The sequence below is a fragment of the Streptomyces sp. NPDC047453 genome (genome assembly GCF_040643155.1).
Lineage (GTDB): Bacteria > Actinomycetota > Actinomycetes > Streptomycetales > Streptomycetaceae > Streptomyces.
In genome coordinates, this window is record NZ_JBEYTS010000057.1 from 1 (window position 1) to 15,891 (window position 15,891).

Below are 15,891 nucleotides of genomic sequence, written 5' to 3' on the forward strand. Positions count from 1 at the left end.
AGCACCGCGGCACGAACCCGGGAAGACCGTGAAACGAGCCGAAACCCTCACCGAACACGTCCGCCTGAAACAGCAGCGGGGATAAAAATCAAGCTCAGTACCTGATGGGCAACCACACCATCGCGGAGCGCATGTTCCGCCACGACCTGTCGGTCATGCTGCACGCGCCTCTGCGGACCCTGCTCTACGCGGACCCCGACGGCGACACCAAACTCGCCGTCGACCAGCCCAGCCTGCTGTTCGCCAGCTACGGCAACCCGCGGATCGCCGACGTCGGCCGCGAACTCGACACGCTGCTCGCTCGGCTGATCACCCTCCTCGGCGGCGACGCACCTCCTCACCTGTGATTCCGAGGGCCGGGCCGCCCCCCTACAGCCCGGCCGTCGGGTCGTCGGTGGCCAGAGCCCGCAATGGCCGGCGTCCCTTTTCGCGCCCCGGCTTCGACGCGGGGATCACCACGTCTGGCTCTGCGGCGACGGCAGGAGGCGCACTCCTGACTACTTGCGCGCGCAAGTATGTGGCTAGGGTAGAATGACGGCGGATGCAATTAAATGTGGGCGAGGTCGGACCGGGTCAACAGGAGTTGAACGCCGGCGCTCACCGCAGACCCCGAGGTCGCTTACGAGGAGTTGGACTTGAGTACCCTTTTCACCCCCTACGCCGTCAGGTCGCTGACCATCCCCAACCGCATCTGGATGGCGGCGATGTGTCAGTACAGCGCGGCCCCGGAGGGCGAGACGGTCGGCGCCCCGACGGACTGGCACTTCGCCCACCTCGCCGCCCGTGCCTCCGGCGGCACCGGTCTGATCATCACGGAGGCCACGGCGGTGAGCCCCGAGGGTCGGATCAGCCCCTACGACCTCGGCATCTGGAACGACACGCAGGTCGCCGCCTTCCAGCGCATCACCGCGTTCCTGAAGGCACAGGGCACCGTTCCCGGCATCCAGCTGGCGCACGCCGGGCGCAAGGCCTCGACCGAACGCACCTGGGTCGACCGCGGACGTCAGATCACCCTGGACGAGCCTTACGGCTGGAAGCCGGTCGGCCCCAGCGCCATTCCCTTCGCCGAGTCGTCGACGACGCCCGACGAGCTGAGCAAGGAGCAGATCGCTGAGATCGTCCAGCAGTTCGCCGACGGCGCCCGGCGCGCGGCGGCGGCGGGATTCGAAGTCGCCGAGATCCACGGTGCGCACGGCTACCTGATCCACCAGTTCCTCTCCCCTCACAGCAACCGACGCACCGACGAGTACGGCGGCTCGTTCGAGGGCCGGATCCGGTTCGCCCTGGACGTCGTCGAGGCGGTCCGCGCCACGTGGCCCGAGGAGCTGCCGGTCTTCTTCCGTATCTCCGCCACGGACTGGCTCACGGAGAACCCGGAGGACGACCGCGAGGGCTGGACCGCGGACGACACCGTCCGCTTCGCCAAGGAACTCCAGGCACGGGGAGTGGACCTGATGGACGTCTCCACCGGGGGCAACGCCCCCGACGCCAGGATCGAGGTCGGCCCCGGCTACCAGGTGCCCTTTGCCGAGCGGGTCCGCAACGAGACCGGAATGCCCGTGGCGGCCGTCGGCATGATCACAGAACCGGCCCAGGCCCAGGACATCATCACCTCCGGCAAGGCGGACGCCGTCCTCCTGGCCCGTGAGCTCCTGCGCAACCCGTACTGGGCGCGTCACGCCGCCGCCGAGCTCGGCGGCGAGGTTTCCGCCCCCGTCCAGTACCACTACGCGTGACGACACCGCGGGCGGGACGGAGGTTCCGCCCGCGGTACCGGGCGCCGGGGATCCGGGGCCGCGGCCGGCACCTACCTACGGCCGGCTCGCCGCGCAGCTCCGGGTAACGCCGCCCCGCCGATGTATCCGGTCCTCGGCGCCCCCTCGCATGCCACTCACCCGGCAACAGGCCCTTGCCGACGGCGCCTTGGAGGGCAAGGCGCTGCTGATCGGCACCACTCGCGACGAGGCGACGGCGTTCTTCGCCTTCGACCCCCGCATCCAGAACCTCACCACTACCACCGCCCTGGAATCCGCGACCGCCGTCGCCGAGTTCGTCACCGTCGGAACGGCCAGTGACTGGCTGCCCTATGCCCCGCAACCGCCGTCCACATCCGCCACTTCGACTGAGACAGGGGACCGTCATGAAGCGCATCTTCCGCAAGCCGACCATGCGCCATACGAGAGAACCGCCGCCCTTGAACCTGCCGACCGAGTGAAGGATCCAACGGGTGCCTGGTGTACGGCTCGTCCTCAAGGCAGGGATGATCAGGCCACTTTGTCGCCACTGGCCCTGTCCTGCCCGCCCGTGCTCCGGTTGGGATGGACCTGCTTCCGCCGAAGGGTGGGACGCGCAGAATCCGCTGCAGCCGCTACCGAGAGACCCTTGATGACCATGCCGCGCACCCGCTCGTTCGCCCAGGTCGACGTATTCTCCACGGTCCCCTGCAGCGGCAACCCGGTTGCGGTCGTCCTGGATGGGACGGACCTGACCGACGAGGAGATGCAGCGTCTGGCGCGCTGGACGAACCTGTCCGAGACCACGTTCGTACTTCTCCCCACCGCCCCCGAAGCCGACTACCGGCTGCGCATCTTCACGCCCCAGGGCGAACTGCCCTTCGCCGGCCACCCCACCCTCGGCTCCGCACGCGCCTGGCTGGACGGCGGCGGCACGCCGAAACACGCCGACCGCATCGTGCAGGAGTGCGCCGCCGGCCTGGTCACCGTGCGCCACGGCAAGGGCACTCTGTCTTTCGCCGCGCCCCCTTGCGTCCGCGACGGCGCGCTCGATGACACCTATCTGAACCAGATCGTCGCCGCATTCGGCATCACGCGTGACCAGGTCGTGGCCCACCAGTGGGTCGACAACGGTCCCGGCTGGGCCGTGCTCCAGCTGCGCACCGCCGAGGAGGTCCTCGCTCTCGAACCAGACCTGTCCCTCATCCCGGCCGCGATGGTCGGCGCGATCGGGGCCTACCCCGAGGGATCCGGGCACAACTTCGAGATCCGCAACTTCGCCCCCGGTGCCGGCGTGCCCGAGGACCCCACGTGCGGCAGCATGAACGCCGCCGTCGGGCAATGGCTCACGGCCACCGGTGCCGCACCCTCCACCTACCGGGTCTCCCAGGGCACGAGGCTGGGACGGGCCGCCAGCATCGAGATCACCGCCGATGCGGACGGCGCCATCTGGGTCACAGGCGCCGCCACCGTCTGCATCCGCGGCACCATCTCTGTCTGACCGCCCCACCGGGGCCGGGACGGGACCGTCATGTGGTGTCGGCGGAGAGCCGCGAACAAGGGCATCTGGTCATCTGCGTCGTCCTCGGCTGCGAGATCGGCGACCTCCTGATCCTCGAGCCGGAGAAGGTCCGCCGCCCCGGGCAGGTGGAGGAGACGGAACGGGCCGCGGTCGGCGCAGGAACCGCTGGCGTCGGTGATGTCGATGCCGGTTCACTCCTCGGCGGGCTCATCAAGCACATGGCCGAGTTGGTATTCGGCATCGTGGAGCAGTTCTTCCGTCACCCGCACACCGGTCAGCCGCTCGGTGAGGGCGAAGACCGAGGCCTTCTTGACGTACACGTCGGTGTCGCCCTCGTCGTCAGATAGATTGAAACCGGCCTCACGCATCACCGAGTTGAGGGCGTCGGGGGTGCTGCCCTCTCTGGCTGTGGGCCACTCGAAGGAGGTCCGAAGCTCCCCGTCCTCGTACCAGTGGAACAGGTGGATGGTTTGCCTCCGTTGCTGGAGTGCACCACGGCGCGCCCGCCCGCCGACAGGGCCTCCAGGAAGCGCGGCTGCATCGCCACGCCGCCGTCGAAGTGCAGGACAAGTGCCCAGTCGCCGCCCGCGCCTGGCACCGTGAACGCGCCCGCGATGAAGGACTCGTAGGAGTAGTCCGTCGCTTCGAACAGTTCCTCCTGCTGCTCGATCAGCGCGTCCACCCCCGTGCACGTGCCCTGCGGCTCCGCCTCCATCACCCGCAGCACCTCCTCTGGGGCAACGCCGCGTACCAGGGTCAGGGTGTACCCAGTTTCCAGCGCGTAGCGGAGAAACAGGGAGGAACGTATCCAGGCGTAGTCATGCGCGGTCACCGAAGTCATGCACCAGAGTCTGCCTGCCACCACTGACAAGGTCGGTGAAGCGGGCTACGGCGTATATCGAAAGTAGATCTTGGTCGTGGGATGATCTTGGTTCGTGGCACGTGGAGATCTGACGGACGAGCAATGGGCGGTGCTGGAGCTGTTGTTGCCGAGGGGCAAGAAGCCCGGCCGTCCGTTGACGTGGGCCCGGCGACAGCTGATCGACGGCATACGGTTCCGGGTCCGCACCGGTGTCCCGTGGTGGGACATGCCCGCCGAGTACGGACCCTGGGGTCGGGTGTACGACCTGTTCCGTCGATGACAGCGGGACGGCGCCTGGCATCGGATCTTCACCGCGTTGCAGGCCCGGGCGGATGCCAAGGAGCTGATCACCTGGGACCTCAACGTAGACTCCACGATCGTGTGCGCCACCAGCACGCCGCCGGTGCGCGTAAAAAGGGGATGCGGCATCAATCGCCTCAAGAGACATCGAGCCGTGGCCACCAGGTACGACAAACTCGCGGTCCGCTACGACGCTACCGTCCTCGTTGCCGCCATCAACGAGTGGTTGTCACGTACTGGTCCGACGACAACTCGAACACCCGTACTCGCCGACCGCAGGTGGGATTGACGGTCTCTCGGACCGGATGCATCCCCAGTTTTTTCATGATCCGTTCGGAGGCGTCGTTGCCCACTTGAGCGATGCTGACGATCCGCTCCAGCCCTCGCTCTTCGAACCCGAACCGTACAGCGGCCGCAGCGGCCTCGGTGGCCAAGCCCTGCCCCCAGTGGGAACGTCCCAGCCGCCAGCCGACCTCAACCGCCGGCAGTACCTCCGGCAAGAAGTTGGGCACTGAAAGGCCGGTGAACCCGGCCAGCTCGCCAGTGGACCGGATCTCCACGGCGAACAGGCCGAAGCCGTGTGACTCCCACTCGCTCTCCCATGCCTGGACCCCGTCGCGAGTCTGCTGTTCGTCACGGACGCTGCCGTCACGGATCCACCGCATGACCTCGGGGTCGGCATTGACGGCAGCCATGGGCGCAACGTCTTCCTCGCGCCAGCGACGCAGGATCAAACGGGGAGTCTCAAGCGTGACCATCCAATCATTCTGGATTACAAATGGGCTCTCAGTCATCCCTCACCAGGCACTTTCGAAACACGCTTTAGAGGGTGTCTCACGTGGCAAGTTTTGCGAGCTTCTTGTAGCAGGTCAGGGCGGCGGCCAGGCCGAGGAAGGCGAGGAAGTGCGAGCCCTTTCGTTCGTATCGGACGGTGAGGCGGCGGTAGCCGAAGGGCCAGGCGATCGACCGCTCGATCTTCCAGCGGTGTCGACCGAGGCGTTCGCCGGACTCGATGCCGGGCCGCGCGATGCGCGCGACGAGCCCGCGCTCGCGCAGCCAGGCCAGGTGTTCGGCGGAGAAGTACGCCTTGTCCGCGCGGAGTTTGACGGGTTGGCGCCGCCGTGGTCCCCGGCGGGACCGGACCGGGTATGCCGCGGATGAGCGGCTTGAGGGCGAGGCTGTCGGGCATGTTCGCGCCGGACACGGCGACGGTGAGCGGGATGCCCTGGGCATCGGACAGCACGTGCAGCTTGCTGCCCTTCTTGCCGCGATCGACCGGGTTCGGCCGGGTCAGCGATCCCCCCTTTTGGCGCGAACGGAGGCCGCGTCGACGATCGCCGAGGTGCAGTCCGCCTCGCCCCGGGTCCCGAGTTCGTCCAGCACCGCCCGGTGCAGCCGACGCCACAGGCCGGCCTCGGTCCATACCGTGAAGCGGCGATGCGTGGTGGCGGGCGACGTGCCGAACGTCGACGGCAGATGCCGCCAGGCACAGCAGCTGGTCAGCACGTACACCACTGCCGTGAACACGGCCCGCTCGTCGCGCGGAGCGGTCCCACCACCTTGCGGACGGGCAGCGAACGACGGCAGCAACGGGGCGGCCAGCTCCCGGAGTTCATCAGGAACCAGACGCTCCGATAGATCAGCACCCACGACCGGCATCATGCCGCACGAACATCAAGTCACGTGAGACAACCTTTAAGCCTTGATTGGTGCGGCCGACCTGGCGGCCCGCTCGATCTTCGCGCAGTAGGCTGCACGGGCTTCCTCGTCGATCTGCTTCTCGTGTTCGGCGCGCAGCCCGGTCCGGCCGTCGAGGCCCTCGCGCAGGATATCGGCGTGCCCGGCATGCCGGATGGACTCGCCGAGGACATGGACCATGACGGCGAACAGGTTCGTGTCGGCATAAGGATCCGGCCACCACGGCACGTGGCCGGGGGCGTCGAGGGGAAGCTCGTTGATCGTCGCGTCCGAGTGTTCCCACGTGCGCCGGTAGAACCCGATGATCTGATCGCGGGTCTCGTCCTCGGTCGCCCACAGATCGCTGCCGTTGGAGTCCTGCCACCGGGGCAGCGGTTCCGGGGAAGGGCGGTCGAAGACCTCGCCGAAGTACCTGGCCTCGACGGTGGCCACGTGTTTGACCAGGCCGAGGAGGTTGGTCCCGGTCGTTGTCAAAGGTCGGCGGGCGTCGTATTCGGACAAGCCGTCGAGTTTCCAGAGCAGCGCCTTGCGGTCCCGCCGCAGTCTCCCGTGCAGGTTGTCTTTCGCGAATTCATCGATCATGCGGCATGAGCCTGCCATGGGCTGCTCGTGGTCTCAAGATCCCATACGCGGTCCGCAACGACTGGCAGAGCCGAGGCCTGGTCATGGCCGCCGCCCTGACCTGCTACAAGAAGCTCGCGAAACTGATCAGCGGAGTCACCAGGGGGAGCCCGCGGCATGACCGGCACCACGTAGGCCCTTGGCGGTGTTCCAGCGCGACGTACTCGTCCTCTTCCTTCAGCAGCGAGGCTTCTCCGCCGGGCAAGTGGCCCTACTTCAGACACTGCTCTACCTGGTCAGCGGACTTGCGGAGTTGCCGACGGGAGTCATCGCTGACCGAATCGGCAGGCGTGCCAGCATCGTGATCGGCCAGGTGCAGACGCTCGCCGTGGCGCTCCGCCTGAGCGGCCTCGGCCTTGTCTGGGTCACCATCGCCGCGTTCCTGGTCCTGGTCGGGATTCCCGAGATCACCGCCGTGATCGTGGACAACGTGTTCAACGAGGCCGTGCCGTCGCGCCACCGGGCGAGCCTGCTGTCGATGATCGCATTCGTGGAGTCGGCGCTCATCGGCATCGGCTATCTCGTCCTCGGCGCGCTCATGGACGGGTTGGGCTCCAGTGTGGGCATGGCCACCTACGCCGCGGCCCCCCTGCTGGCATGTCTCCTGTGGCTCCCGGTGCTCTTCCGAGGGGCACGGGTGACCACCGAGATCGAGAAGCCCGCCGACCAAAAGGCATCCTGAAACAGACCATCTCGAGCACCGTCCCTGCCCGATGGCGGGGGCGTTGCTCGTTGACATGTCGCTCCCAGCGGCGACGGAGCTGTCTCGGGGCCCGCGGAGTCGAAGTGATGGAGGGGCCGGTGCCCGGACTGCTCGCCGACGGCGGGGCACTCCGCGGGGTAGAACTCACCGACGGGCGGTCGCCGTCGCGTACTTCCGCGAACATTCCCGCGCGGTGGACGTTCCGCAGGGCTGCGTTCAGCCCCGCGTGATCGAATGGCTCACGACATGTGACCGAGCAGGTGGAGGACAGGCCGGGGGGGCATGCCGGGCCTGCCCAGCAGCGGCGGTGCTCCGCACGCCGGCCGGTGCGCAACGGGCCGGTCAGTGACCGAGGATGCTGATTCCGAGCATGCGGGCGCCGGTCTCGGTGCGCGGGCGGTGCGTGCTCCCGGGCGCGAACACCACATAGCTGCCCGGTCCGAGGCGGTGCCCGCGGTCGATGAACTCCCCTGAGACCACGTAGTAGCGTTCCTCGTCCTCGTGCACGTCCACCTCGGGCCACTCCGCCCCCGGGGCGAAGTCGTACATCCATCCCCGCGCCCATTCCGTGGCGGGCAGACGCCGCCGGGTGATTCCGGGAGCGACCTCCACCGGTTCGACGTCGTGGGCGTTGAGGACCTGGATCTGCATGGGTTCGTGACTCATGTGTCCACTGTCGCGGCCCCGATCACCACGTCCCAGTGTCCAGAAAGACGCGAGAGGGTACTTTTCTGCCGTGTCTCTTCATCGTGTGGTCGCCCTGGTGGTGCCGCCGCAGTCCACCTTCGAGTTGGCGTGCGCCGCAGAGGTCTTCGGCCTGTCCCGCCACGGGCTCCCCAGCCGCTACGACTTCGGCGTGTGCACCCAACGACCCGGCAGTGTTGCGACGCTGGCGGGCTACGACATGGCGGTCGGGCACGGACTCGACGCACTGCAGACCGCGGACACCGTGGTGATCCCTGGCCTGCAGCGCCGCCACGAATCTTCCCCGCCCGCTGTGCTCGACGCAGTGCGTCAGGCCCACCGCCGCGGCGCCCGTATCGTCGCGATCTGCTCCGGCGCCTTCCTGCTCGCGCAGGCAGGGCTGCTGGACAGCCGGCGGGCGACCACCCACTGGCGGATGGCCGCCGAGTTTGCCGCCCGCTTCCCAAAGGTCCATGTCGAGGCCGACACGCTCTACATCGACCTGGACGACGTCGCCACCAGCGCCGGGACCGCCGCGGGCATCGACCTGTGCCTGCACCTGGTCCGCACCGACCACGGCGCCGCCCACGCCGCGCGTATCGCCCGGCACATGGTCATGCCGCCGCACCGGGAAGGCGGGCAACTGCAGTACGCTGCGCCCACCCGACCCGACGCCCCGCCGGACACACTGGCCGCCGTCCTGGACTGGGCCGTCGAACACCTCGCGGAGCCCCTCACCGTCGACGACCTTGCCGCCCAGGCGGCCCTCTCCCCACGTACCCTCGCCCGCAGGTTCACCGAGCAAGTCGGCACCCTTCCGGGACGGTGGCTCCTCCACCAGCGCGTTATGGCGGCCCGGATCCTCCTGGAGGACACCGACCTGCCCGTGGAGGCGATCGCCGCCAAGGTCGGGCTCTGTTCGGCCACCAACCTCCGCAGGCGTTTCCACGCAGCGGTCCACACCACCCCGGCCGCCTACCGCCGCACCTTCGGCCGCAGCCCCGGCACGCCTACGTCATAACAGTCGCCGCGCGTTCATATCGCGCGTCGCCGCAGTTCGTACGGAACAATCCGAGGGTGCGCGAGACGCTGCGGGACCCGATCAAGCAGTCCCCGTGACCGGAGCCCAATTCGCGTTTTGCCTTCTCGCTGGAGATCCCGCGAGCCCGCGTCATCATTCCACCGCAGACTCGTCGGTCAGCAAGCGGACGAGCCAGGCCGGGACGCGGCGCGGCGTCTTGGCGCCGAACGCGTGGGCCGGCTCCGGCAGCCAGTCGCGCACCGGTGCCGGCTCGCCGTCGGCGAGGTCGACCGGATGCTCGACCGCTCCAAGTCACTGGGCGAGTGCGCCATCCAGTTTCCCACCCGCAAGGTGGGGAGCATGGACTGGAAGCAGTACGTCAGTTCGGGCCACTTCCTACGAAGGCCTGGTGGCGTGTTTCGCCCGGACCAACCTCAAGCGCGACCGCAGCTCGCTCAGCGGACGCGGCCGCGCCAACATCGAAGGTTCATCACTCTGGGCGACTGCACGGCATGCCAGGGCGTCCGGCTGAACCCGATCGCCCTCGCGTCGAAGCCGGGATCTCCGTGCCCGGCGAGTACCCGCGCCGCTACTGCCGCGCCTGACCGGCGGGGGCCTTCGCGGGAGGCGGCCTGCGAAGGCGACGTCACCTCACCCGTCACGGCATCGTGGGACCGTGGAGAGGAACCGGCATCCGGACCTCTGGAAGGAGCACCGGCCATGACCACCCACCCGGCCCACCCCGCCGCCCGCTCGATCAGGACCACCCCCGAAGGACTCCAGTGGGAGCCCAGCGAGCGTTGGGTGCGCGGCCGCAAGGGCGACGTCACCGTCGTCGACAGCCGGCACCCGGTGCTCGTCTGGGAACCTCACCTGCCCGTGCCGCAGTACGCCTTCCCGCGCGAGGACGTCCGCACGGACCTCCTCCGCCCGGCAAAGGCCCCGCCCACCGGCACGCACACCGGCTCCCAGGTCTTCTACGACCTCGACGCCGACGGCGAGGTGCGCGACAACGCGGCCTGGACGTTCCCCGCCGAGGAGTTGGCCGGCCACATCGCCTTCGAGTGGTTCCTGCGCACCGACACGGGCCTCGACCACTGGTACGAGGAGGACGAGGAGATCTTCATCCACCCCCGCGACCCGCACAAACGCGTGGACGCGCTGCCCAGCAGCCGGCACGTGCGGGTCGAGATCGACGGGCAGACCGTCGCGGACACCCGGGCCCCCGTCCTGCTCTTCGAGACGGCCCTGCCCACCCGCTACTACCTCCCCCTCGCGGACGTCCGCCTCGACCTGTTCGACGCCACCGACCACCACACCGGCTGCCCCTACAAGGGCACCGCCGAGTACTGGTCCTGGCGCGGCGGGGGCGAGGTGCCGCCCAACATCCTCTGGAGCTACCCCGAGCCGCTGCCCGCGGTGGCGGTGATCCAGGGGCGGCTGGCCTTCTTCAACGAGGTCGTCGACATCACTCTCGACGGCGAGCGCCTGGAGCGCCCGGACACGCCGTTCAGCCGGATGCTGAAGGGGAGCCGCACGTGAAGCTGTCGAGCAGGGCGTCGAGCCCGGCCGCGGGGCCCTCCGGCCAGCCCTGCTCGGCGAGTGCGGCCGCCATCTCCCGCAGGGTCGGCAGCTCCTTCGCGGACAGCCGGTGCAGCCCGAGCCGGAAGGTCGGGTCGGGCTCCTCCGGGTTGTCCACCATGGGCCGCAGTTTCACGGACACATAGCCCAGCAGCCAGGCGGTGAAGGCGCGGAACACGGCCGACGCGCCCGCCTCGTCGATACCGGCGCCCCGCAGCAGGACCAGCACCCGCTCGTGATCACGCAGCACCGCGGCGGGCCACCGGGCCGGCGGGACCGCCGGCAGATGCGTGGTGAGCAGCGGCACCGCCTGGGGATGGGTGTGGGATGGGGGAGTCGGGCGCGTGGGGTGAGGTCACGGGGGAACTGCATCCCTCACATCCCCCGACGCGGTGGCCCTGTGCACCCAGGGGAGGATCAATATCTGGGACGTCAGGTTGCACCACCGGATCGACACAACCTGGTACAGGCGGGCCGCCTGCGGACGCGAGGCCGGCCTGCAGTTCGCCCCCGGCGGGCGCACCCTGGCGACAATGGACGCGACTGTCGCCGTCCTTGTCAAAGCGCCCAGGTTGGTACGGGTGAACTTGCTCAGTCGGATGTCCGTCAACACCGCGGAGTCCCCCTCGCGGACGCCGACGCCCCGGCCGCGTTCGACGCGGGTAGTGTCCTTCTGACACGGCGCCGCGTCACTGACTAGGCGCGCGTGCCTCCACCGGGAAGAGGGCGTCGAGCCGAGGTGTCCCCGCCCCCGCGGCGAGCCGGAGTATCGCACCCCTCGTCGTGGCCCTCACGGTCTCGTCCCCCTCTTCACACTCCGCCGGCGCCTCCTGGACGGCGCCCAGGGCCTCGTAGAACGCGTCCCCGCAGTCGTCCTCCTGGCCGGTCAGCTCGTCGAAGGCATCCTGCGCCACGTAGTCGAGCTCCTCCCATTCCGGCCACTCGTCGTCGTGCCACTCCCGCAGGTGCCGGCCCGCCAGGGCCCGCACCTCGGAAACGTCGGCGAGCGCGTCCGGATCAGCGAGCACCGCCTCGTACGTCCCCCGCCCCTGCGCCACCAGCCAAACCGCGAAATAGTCGAAGCCGTCGTCGGTACACGAGCCGCCTTCGATCCGGCTCACCGCCCGCCACAGCGCGCCCGTGGCGACGGCCTCGCACGCGGCCTCCAGGTGCGCCTGGAACTCCACGCCCGCCGCGGCCGGCCGGCGCAGCAACTCCCCGCGCAGCCAATCCAGCCGCTCGTTCCGGTCACCGGGGCGACGGCTCAATTCGTCCATGGGCGCCCAGAAGGTCTTCTCGTCCATGCGGCACAGGATCGCAGCCGCCACTGACACACCCGAGAAATCCATGCGGAAACAGCAGCGGTGGGTCTACCACCATGCACAGCAGGCTGTCCAGCAAGGGCTTCCCACACCTCACAGACTGAGCACGTTCATCCGTACCTGACTGGGCTCCTTCGGGTGTGCTTGTTCGACGCAGCAGCCCCCTTTCATCCGTCAGTTGCACTCGCGTCACGCAAGAAGATCTACCCTCCTGGGCCGCGCCGCGAGGGCGAAGTCCGGGACTCCCACCGTCGGCCTTCGAGCCGAACCAAGCTCAGCCGAGACCACGATGGGCGGCCCACAACGCCCCGGCACGGCTGGCAGCGCCAGCGATCAGAGCCGCCAGTTCGGGCTTGTCGGGGACAGGAAACGAGACGTATGCGCCCCGACCACCACCGACTGGTCGGCCATAGGCCTTTGCGGCGAGGTGACCGTCCGGGAGAAGCCGGACGTTGAGTGTGGTCAGCGTGAACGCTTCACCACGTCGAGTGTCCGTCCAGCGGAGCGCCTGCGGGATCGTGACATTGATCGCCAGAGCACTCACTTCCAGGTCGCTGCTCATGGACAGATGATCTCACGCGAGTCGCCGCAATCGGCCGCCACCGGCTTATGTGGCAGGCAGCTTGATCACGCCTCGGGACACGAAGATCTCCGTGCGGTGCAGTCCTGGACAGCTCCGCCACACCGGAGGTCTTCGCCATGATCAAGCCTGATCGGCGTCAACAACGCTCGTGACCAATACACCTAGGCCCTGTCGGCCTGGGCGCCGCGGGCCTGCAACCGTCGTGCGGCCAACAGGAGTTCGCTCGGCGAGCCGTCCGGTGTGCGCACCAGCATCCGGCCGATCGTCTCGCCCTCGTGGTAAATGACGAGGACCTTGCCTTCGGCGGTCAGGTGCAGTGTCCGCCACGGGTGGCTCCACAACTGCGTGGTGCCGTCCCACATCTGGAGTCCGCGGTTCGTCACCCGCAGCTCGAAGCGGGCGGCATCGTACTGTGACGTGGGCGCGCTCATGTCGTACGGGGAGCGCACCTCGTACGCACTCAGCAGGAGTTCGCGGCGCCGGATCACCTCGCCGCGGGTTCGGGTGATCCGGCCCGCTCGTGCCGCCCGCCACCCCGCGAACGCGCCGCCCACCAGGGCGACTGGGACGACCAGCCACCACCGCAGCGGCGTGCCGAACCCCTCCACCAGCAGCTGCGCGACCACCATGCAGCCCACCATCGAACCGCTACTCACCGCGGCACGCCGAATCCGCCGCCGACGCGCGACCCCGGGATCTCCCACTTGCCCCACGCGGCACCCCCTCCGAAGCACCGCGATCGTAAACCGTGGACCTACGCCCTGGGCCTGGGCGTGGGCAGAAACGCCAGGCGCCACAGCTTGAGGCTGCAGCCCCTGGCAATCTGCCGCCACCGTGCGGCGAGAGCACCTCGGACCGCTTGATCCTCTGGCTCCCGAAAAGTGGCCTTAACAAGAGTCAGAAGCGCCCCAGATCAGGGCCACCCTGATGATCAGGGGCCGCCGGAGCGGAACCCACGTGAACAAGCTTCCGGGTGTGCGAGCACGCCGATCGAGCCGTACGGACCATGAGCTTTCTGAGGCCCGGGAAGGCGGGCAGATCAGCGCAGACCAGCGAAGAGGTCGTTCTCGGGCACGGCCGCGCCGGTGGTGTCCTGGACACGTACGAAGGTCTCGACGCCCATCAATTCGGTGAACCTCTTCTGGCCCATTTTCAGGAAGAAGATGTTCTCGCCCTGGCTGGCGTGCGCGGCCAGCGCATCGAATTTCTGACCGCCGAACCCGGTGGTATCCACCCAGGTAGTGATCTCCTCGTCGGGGAGTCCGATCTCGGCCATCGCGGCGGCCTCGGCGGGATCCGGCTCCTCCCAGTCCGCACCGAACTCGCGCATGGCCTCCCCGAACCGCTGCATCATCGAGCGGGGCGCCGTCGTCCAGTACACCTTCGGTGTCGACATGGTCATCGCCAGCGCCGCCATCGTGATGCGGTTTGCCTGGATGTGGTCGGGGTGGCCGTAGAAGCCGTTCTCGTCGTAGGTGACGACCACATCGGGTTGGTAGCGGCGCAAGAGTTCCGCGAGTCGGGCAGCGCCCTCCTCCACGGGTGTCTGCCAGAAGGATCCGGGCGCGTCGTTGGTCGACCAGCCCATCATCCCGGAGTCGGCGTAGTTCAGCGTCTCCAGATGACTGACCTTCAGGATGTTGCAGCTCGCCTCAAGCTCTTGGCGCCGCATCAAGGCGATGGCTGCCGGATCGTGCCTGGGGTCGTCCGGTTTGACACCCCCCGGTCCGTCGCCGCAACTACCGTCGGTGCACGTCACGAGGACCGTGCGGATGCCCTCCGCCGCGTACCGTGCGAGGACACCTCCCGTTCCAGTGGCCTCATCGTCGGGGTGGGCGTGCACCGCCATGAGCGTCAAGGGCCGGTCATTCATGAAACAGTCCTCCTGTATGAAAAGGCCGCGGTCCGAGTCTGCGGCAGGTGTATGAGGGGTCGCCCCGGTATCGGGTGACCGGGCGTACCGCGGACCCGGGAGCCCCCGGATCACGTCGCGGCGGACGATCTTTTGGCCTCTCTGCTCCCCGCCCCGCGCGGCGCCGGTCCCTCGGCTGGTGCAACAGTGCTGACCGGATCGGCTGTTCCCGCCGCGCAAGGGAAAACTCCTGCGCCTTGGCTGGAGCCCGTGCACTGCCGTGCGTCGTCGACGGCAGCAAGCTCGACCTGGGCATTCGGCTACGCCCAGGCCGAGGAAATCGAGCTCCGCCTGGACGCCACCGAGGTCCAGGTTCGCCGGCCGCCCGCCGGGATGCCCGTAGGGGAGTGGAGTGTCGGCGACGGGCAGGGTGTGGAGTCCGCGGTCGCCCCAGCTCGCCTTTCGCTCCTGCGCCGGCGGACAGTCGCTGCCAAGCCCGTTACGGGGTGCGCGAGACGAGCGCCTTCGCCTGGAACCTCCCTGCGCGCGTGGAGCATGTGGCAGTGGTTACCCCTGGTTCCTACGGGCTCCTCCACGTTCGCGATGACGAGGACCCGGGCCATGAAAACGAGGTACGTGTGCTCAGGTTTGTCGAAGCGGGTCGCGACGGCTCGGAAGCTCTTCAGGCGGTTGATCGTCCGCTCGACTTCGTTGTGGCGTTTGTACTGCTCCTTGTCGGAGCCGGTGGGCCAGCTGCCTCCGCTGCCACGGCGTCCGGCGATTGGCCCTCTGGTCCCTCGGCTCCGGGATGGTGTTCCGCCGGACCTGGCTCCGCCAACCCGCCCTGATCGAGAAGGCGATGGGGCGGCAGACGCTTGCCCTCCTCGCCCAGCTTGACGCTGCCTGCCAGGCCTGCGACGACCTGGCTCACGACACTGAGGAGCTGTTCCTGCAGCATCCCGACGCGGAGATCATCACGAGCTTCCCTGGCCTGGCCACCCTCACAGGTGCACGGATCCTCGCCGAGATCCCGGCAAAACTGCATGCAGACAAGGGGTACGACCACGCCCACCTGTGGCGATGGTTATCGGATCGTGGCATCCGGCACTGGATTGTCCGCAGGGGAATGGAAGGTTCTCAGCGGTTGGGCCGCCACCGTTGGGTCGTTGAACGGACTGTCTCCTGGCTGGCAGGCTGCCCCCGCCTTCACCGCCGCTACGAGCGCAAGGCCGAACACTTCCTCGCCTTCACCAGTATCGCCTGCACCCTCATGCAGCTGTGCCCTTTCGCTGTTGGGGTGGGTGTGGTGCTTGGATGACTGGAGCTTGTGGGGTGATCCGTCCCAGCCGCCACGCACGGCGCGGAGTTGGGGACACTGGAACACCGAAACGGGCTCTGACCAGGTGGGA

The 15,891-nt window shown here is 68.5% G+C and carries 15 protein-coding genes and 5 pseudogenes; 9 read left to right on the plus strand and 11 right to left on the minus strand.

The features are described 5' to 3' along the window. Positions 1-104: 104 nt before the first annotated feature. From ABZ818_RS32185 to ABZ818_RS32195, 3 genes are all read left to right on the plus strand, one after another. The gene (locus tag ABZ818_RS32185) at positions 105-347 is read left to right on the plus strand and encodes a DUF302 domain-containing protein (RefSeq protein WP_361422441.1); all 243 of its coding nucleotides are present in this window, start codon (positions 105-107) and stop codon (positions 345-347) included. A gap of 288 nt (positions 348-635) precedes the next feature. Further along, on the plus strand, positions 636-1,736 hold the full coding sequence (locus ABZ818_RS32190) for an NADH:flavin oxidoreductase/NADH oxidase (protein WP_361422444.1): 1,101 nt from the start codon (positions 636-638) through the stop codon (positions 1,734-1,736). Positions 1,737-2,391: 655 nt separating this feature from the next. Then, complete coding sequence (locus ABZ818_RS32195; protein ID WP_361422447.1) at positions 2,392-3,234, plus strand: PhzF family phenazine biosynthesis protein; 843 nt, start codon at positions 2,392-2,394, stop codon at positions 3,232-3,234. Between the two features lie 212 nt (positions 3,235-3,446). Here ABZ818_RS32195 and ABZ818_RS32200 read toward each other — a convergent pair. Further along, positions 3,447-4,096 (minus strand): annotated as a pseudogene (locus tag ABZ818_RS32200) (DUF6461 domain-containing protein). A gap of 94 nt (positions 4,097-4,190) precedes the next feature. Here ABZ818_RS32200 and ABZ818_RS32205 point away from each other — a divergent pair. Continuing rightward, positions 4,191-4,397, plus strand: a complete 207-nt coding sequence (locus ABZ818_RS32205) for a transposase (RefSeq protein WP_361422450.1) — start codon at positions 4,191-4,193, stop codon at positions 4,395-4,397. A gap of 235 nt (positions 4,398-4,632) precedes the next feature. Here the strand turns inward: ABZ818_RS32205 and ABZ818_RS32210 are convergent, their stop codons facing one another. From ABZ818_RS32210 to ABZ818_RS32220, 3 genes and pseudogenes are all read right to left on the minus strand, one after another. Then, a complete protein-coding gene (locus ABZ818_RS32210; protein WP_361422453.1) occupies positions 4,633-5,175 on the minus strand; it encodes a GNAT family N-acetyltransferase in 543 nt (180 codons plus the stop codon). A gap of 76 nt (positions 5,176-5,251) precedes the next feature. After that, positions 5,252-6,076 (minus strand): annotated as a pseudogene (locus ABZ818_RS32215) (IS5 family transposase). 36 nt (positions 6,077-6,112) lie between these two features. After that, positions 6,113-6,697 (minus strand): DinB family protein, encoded by a 585-nt coding sequence (locus ABZ818_RS32220; RefSeq protein ID WP_361422456.1) that lies wholly within the window; start codon positions 6,695-6,697, stop codon positions 6,113-6,115. A gap of 178 nt (positions 6,698-6,875) precedes the next feature. On the opposite strand from ABZ818_RS32220, the gene ABZ818_RS32225 reads away from it, so the two are divergent. Continuing rightward, positions 6,876-7,418 carry an MFS transporter gene (locus ABZ818_RS32225; RefSeq protein ID WP_361422459.1) on the plus strand — a complete coding sequence of 181 codons (543 nt, stop codon included), beginning with the start codon at positions 6,876-6,878 and terminating at the stop codon, positions 7,416-7,418. Between the two features lie 363 nt (positions 7,419-7,781). Here ABZ818_RS32225 and ABZ818_RS32230 read toward each other — a convergent pair whose 3' ends face one another. After that, entirely contained in the window at positions 7,782-8,105 is a 324-nt protein-coding gene (locus ABZ818_RS32230; RefSeq protein ID WP_361422462.1) for a cupin domain-containing protein, read from the minus strand. Positions 8,106-8,175: 70 nt separating this feature from the next. On the opposite strand from ABZ818_RS32230, the gene ABZ818_RS32235 reads away from it, so the two are divergent. Beyond that, on the plus strand, positions 8,176-9,144 hold the full coding sequence (locus ABZ818_RS32235; RefSeq protein ID WP_361422465.1) for a helix-turn-helix domain-containing protein: 969 nt from the start codon (positions 8,176-8,178) through the stop codon (positions 9,142-9,144). 720 nt (positions 9,145-9,864) lie between these two features. Continuing rightward, the gene (locus tag ABZ818_RS32240) at positions 9,865-10,686 is read left to right on the plus strand and encodes a DUF427 domain-containing protein (protein ID WP_361422468.1); all 822 of its coding nucleotides are present in this window, start codon (positions 9,865-9,867) and stop codon (positions 10,684-10,686) included. On the opposite strand, the gene ABZ818_RS32245 is transcribed toward ABZ818_RS32240, so the two are convergent. The 5 genes from ABZ818_RS32245 to ABZ818_RS32265 all read right to left on the minus strand — a co-directional run bounded on the left by ABZ818_RS32245 (position 10,655) and on the right by ABZ818_RS32265 (position 14,503). Continuing rightward, a complete protein-coding gene (locus ABZ818_RS32245) occupies positions 10,655-11,032 on the minus strand; it encodes a hypothetical protein (RefSeq protein WP_361422471.1) in 378 nt (125 codons plus the stop codon). The genes ABZ818_RS32240 and ABZ818_RS32245 overlap by 32 nt on opposite strands. Positions 11,033-11,414: 382 nt before the next feature. Continuing rightward, positions 11,415-12,029 (minus strand): DUF4240 domain-containing protein, encoded by a 615-nt coding sequence (locus tag ABZ818_RS32250; RefSeq protein WP_361422474.1) that lies wholly within the window; start codon positions 12,027-12,029, stop codon positions 11,415-11,417. A gap of 292 nt (positions 12,030-12,321) precedes the next feature. Next, positions 12,322-12,609, minus strand: coding sequence for a hypothetical protein (locus ABZ818_RS32255; protein WP_361422477.1), 288 nt, complete (start codon positions 12,607-12,609; stop codon positions 12,322-12,324). Between the two features lie 182 nt (positions 12,610-12,791). Further along, positions 12,792-13,259 (minus strand): hypothetical protein, encoded by a 468-nt coding sequence (locus ABZ818_RS32260; RefSeq protein WP_361422480.1) that lies wholly within the window; start codon positions 13,257-13,259, stop codon positions 12,792-12,794. A gap of 410 nt (positions 13,260-13,669) precedes the next feature. Beyond that, positions 13,670-14,503, minus strand: a complete 834-nt coding sequence (locus ABZ818_RS32265) for a PIG-L family deacetylase (protein ID WP_361422483.1) — start codon at positions 14,501-14,503, stop codon at positions 13,670-13,672. Positions 14,504-14,797: 294 nt separating this feature from the next. Here ABZ818_RS32265 and ABZ818_RS32270 point away from each other — a divergent pair. Continuing rightward, positions 14,798-14,875 (plus strand): annotated as a pseudogene (locus tag ABZ818_RS32270) (DDE transposase family protein); the annotation flags it as partial. Positions 14,876-15,129: 254 nt separating this feature from the next. Here ABZ818_RS32270 and ABZ818_RS32275 read toward each other — a convergent pair. Then, positions 15,130-15,298 (minus strand): annotated as a pseudogene (locus ABZ818_RS32275) (IS5/IS1182 family transposase); the annotation flags it as partial. A gap of 214 nt (positions 15,299-15,512) precedes the next feature. Between ABZ818_RS32275 and ABZ818_RS32280 the strand changes: the two are divergent. Continuing rightward, positions 15,513-15,800, plus strand: a pseudogene (locus ABZ818_RS32280) (transposase); the annotation flags it as partial. Positions 15,801-15,891: the final 91 nt, after the last annotated feature.

Coding starts and splice junctions, on each gene's coding strand:
- ABZ818_RS32185 (WP_361422441.1), top strand. CDS start 105: ATGGGCAACCACACCATCGCGGAGCGCATGTTCCGCCACGACCTGTCG.
- ABZ818_RS32195 (WP_361422447.1), top strand. CDS start 2,392: ATGCCGCGCACCCGCTCGTTCGCCCAGGTCGACGTATTCTCCACGGTC.
- ABZ818_RS32210 (WP_361422453.1), bottom strand. CDS start 5,175: ATGGTCACGCTTGAGACTCCCCGTTTGATCCTGCGTCGCTGGCGCGAG.
- ABZ818_RS32220 (WP_361422456.1), bottom strand. CDS start 6,697: ATGATCGATGAATTCGCGAAAGACAACCTGCACGGGAGACTGCGGCGG.
- ABZ818_RS32230 (WP_361422462.1), bottom strand. CDS start 8,105: ATGAGTCACGAACCCATGCAGATCCAGGTCCTCAACGCCCACGACGTC.
- ABZ818_RS32240 (WP_361422468.1), top strand. CDS start 9,865: ATGACCACCCACCCGGCCCACCCCGCCGCCCGCTCGATCAGGACCACC.
- ABZ818_RS32250 (WP_361422474.1), bottom strand. CDS start 12,029: ATGGACGAGAAGACCTTCTGGGCGCCCATGGACGAATTGAGCCGTCGC.
- ABZ818_RS32255 (WP_361422477.1), bottom strand. CDS start 12,609: ATGAGCAGCGACCTGGAAGTGAGTGCTCTGGCGATCAATGTCACGATC.
- ABZ818_RS32260 (WP_361422480.1), bottom strand. CDS start 13,259: ATGGTGGTCGCGCAGCTGCTGGTGGAGGGGTTCGGCACGCCGCTGCGG.
- ABZ818_RS32265 (WP_361422483.1), bottom strand. CDS start 14,503: ATGAATGACCGGCCCTTGACGCTCATGGCGGTGCACGCCCACCCCGAC.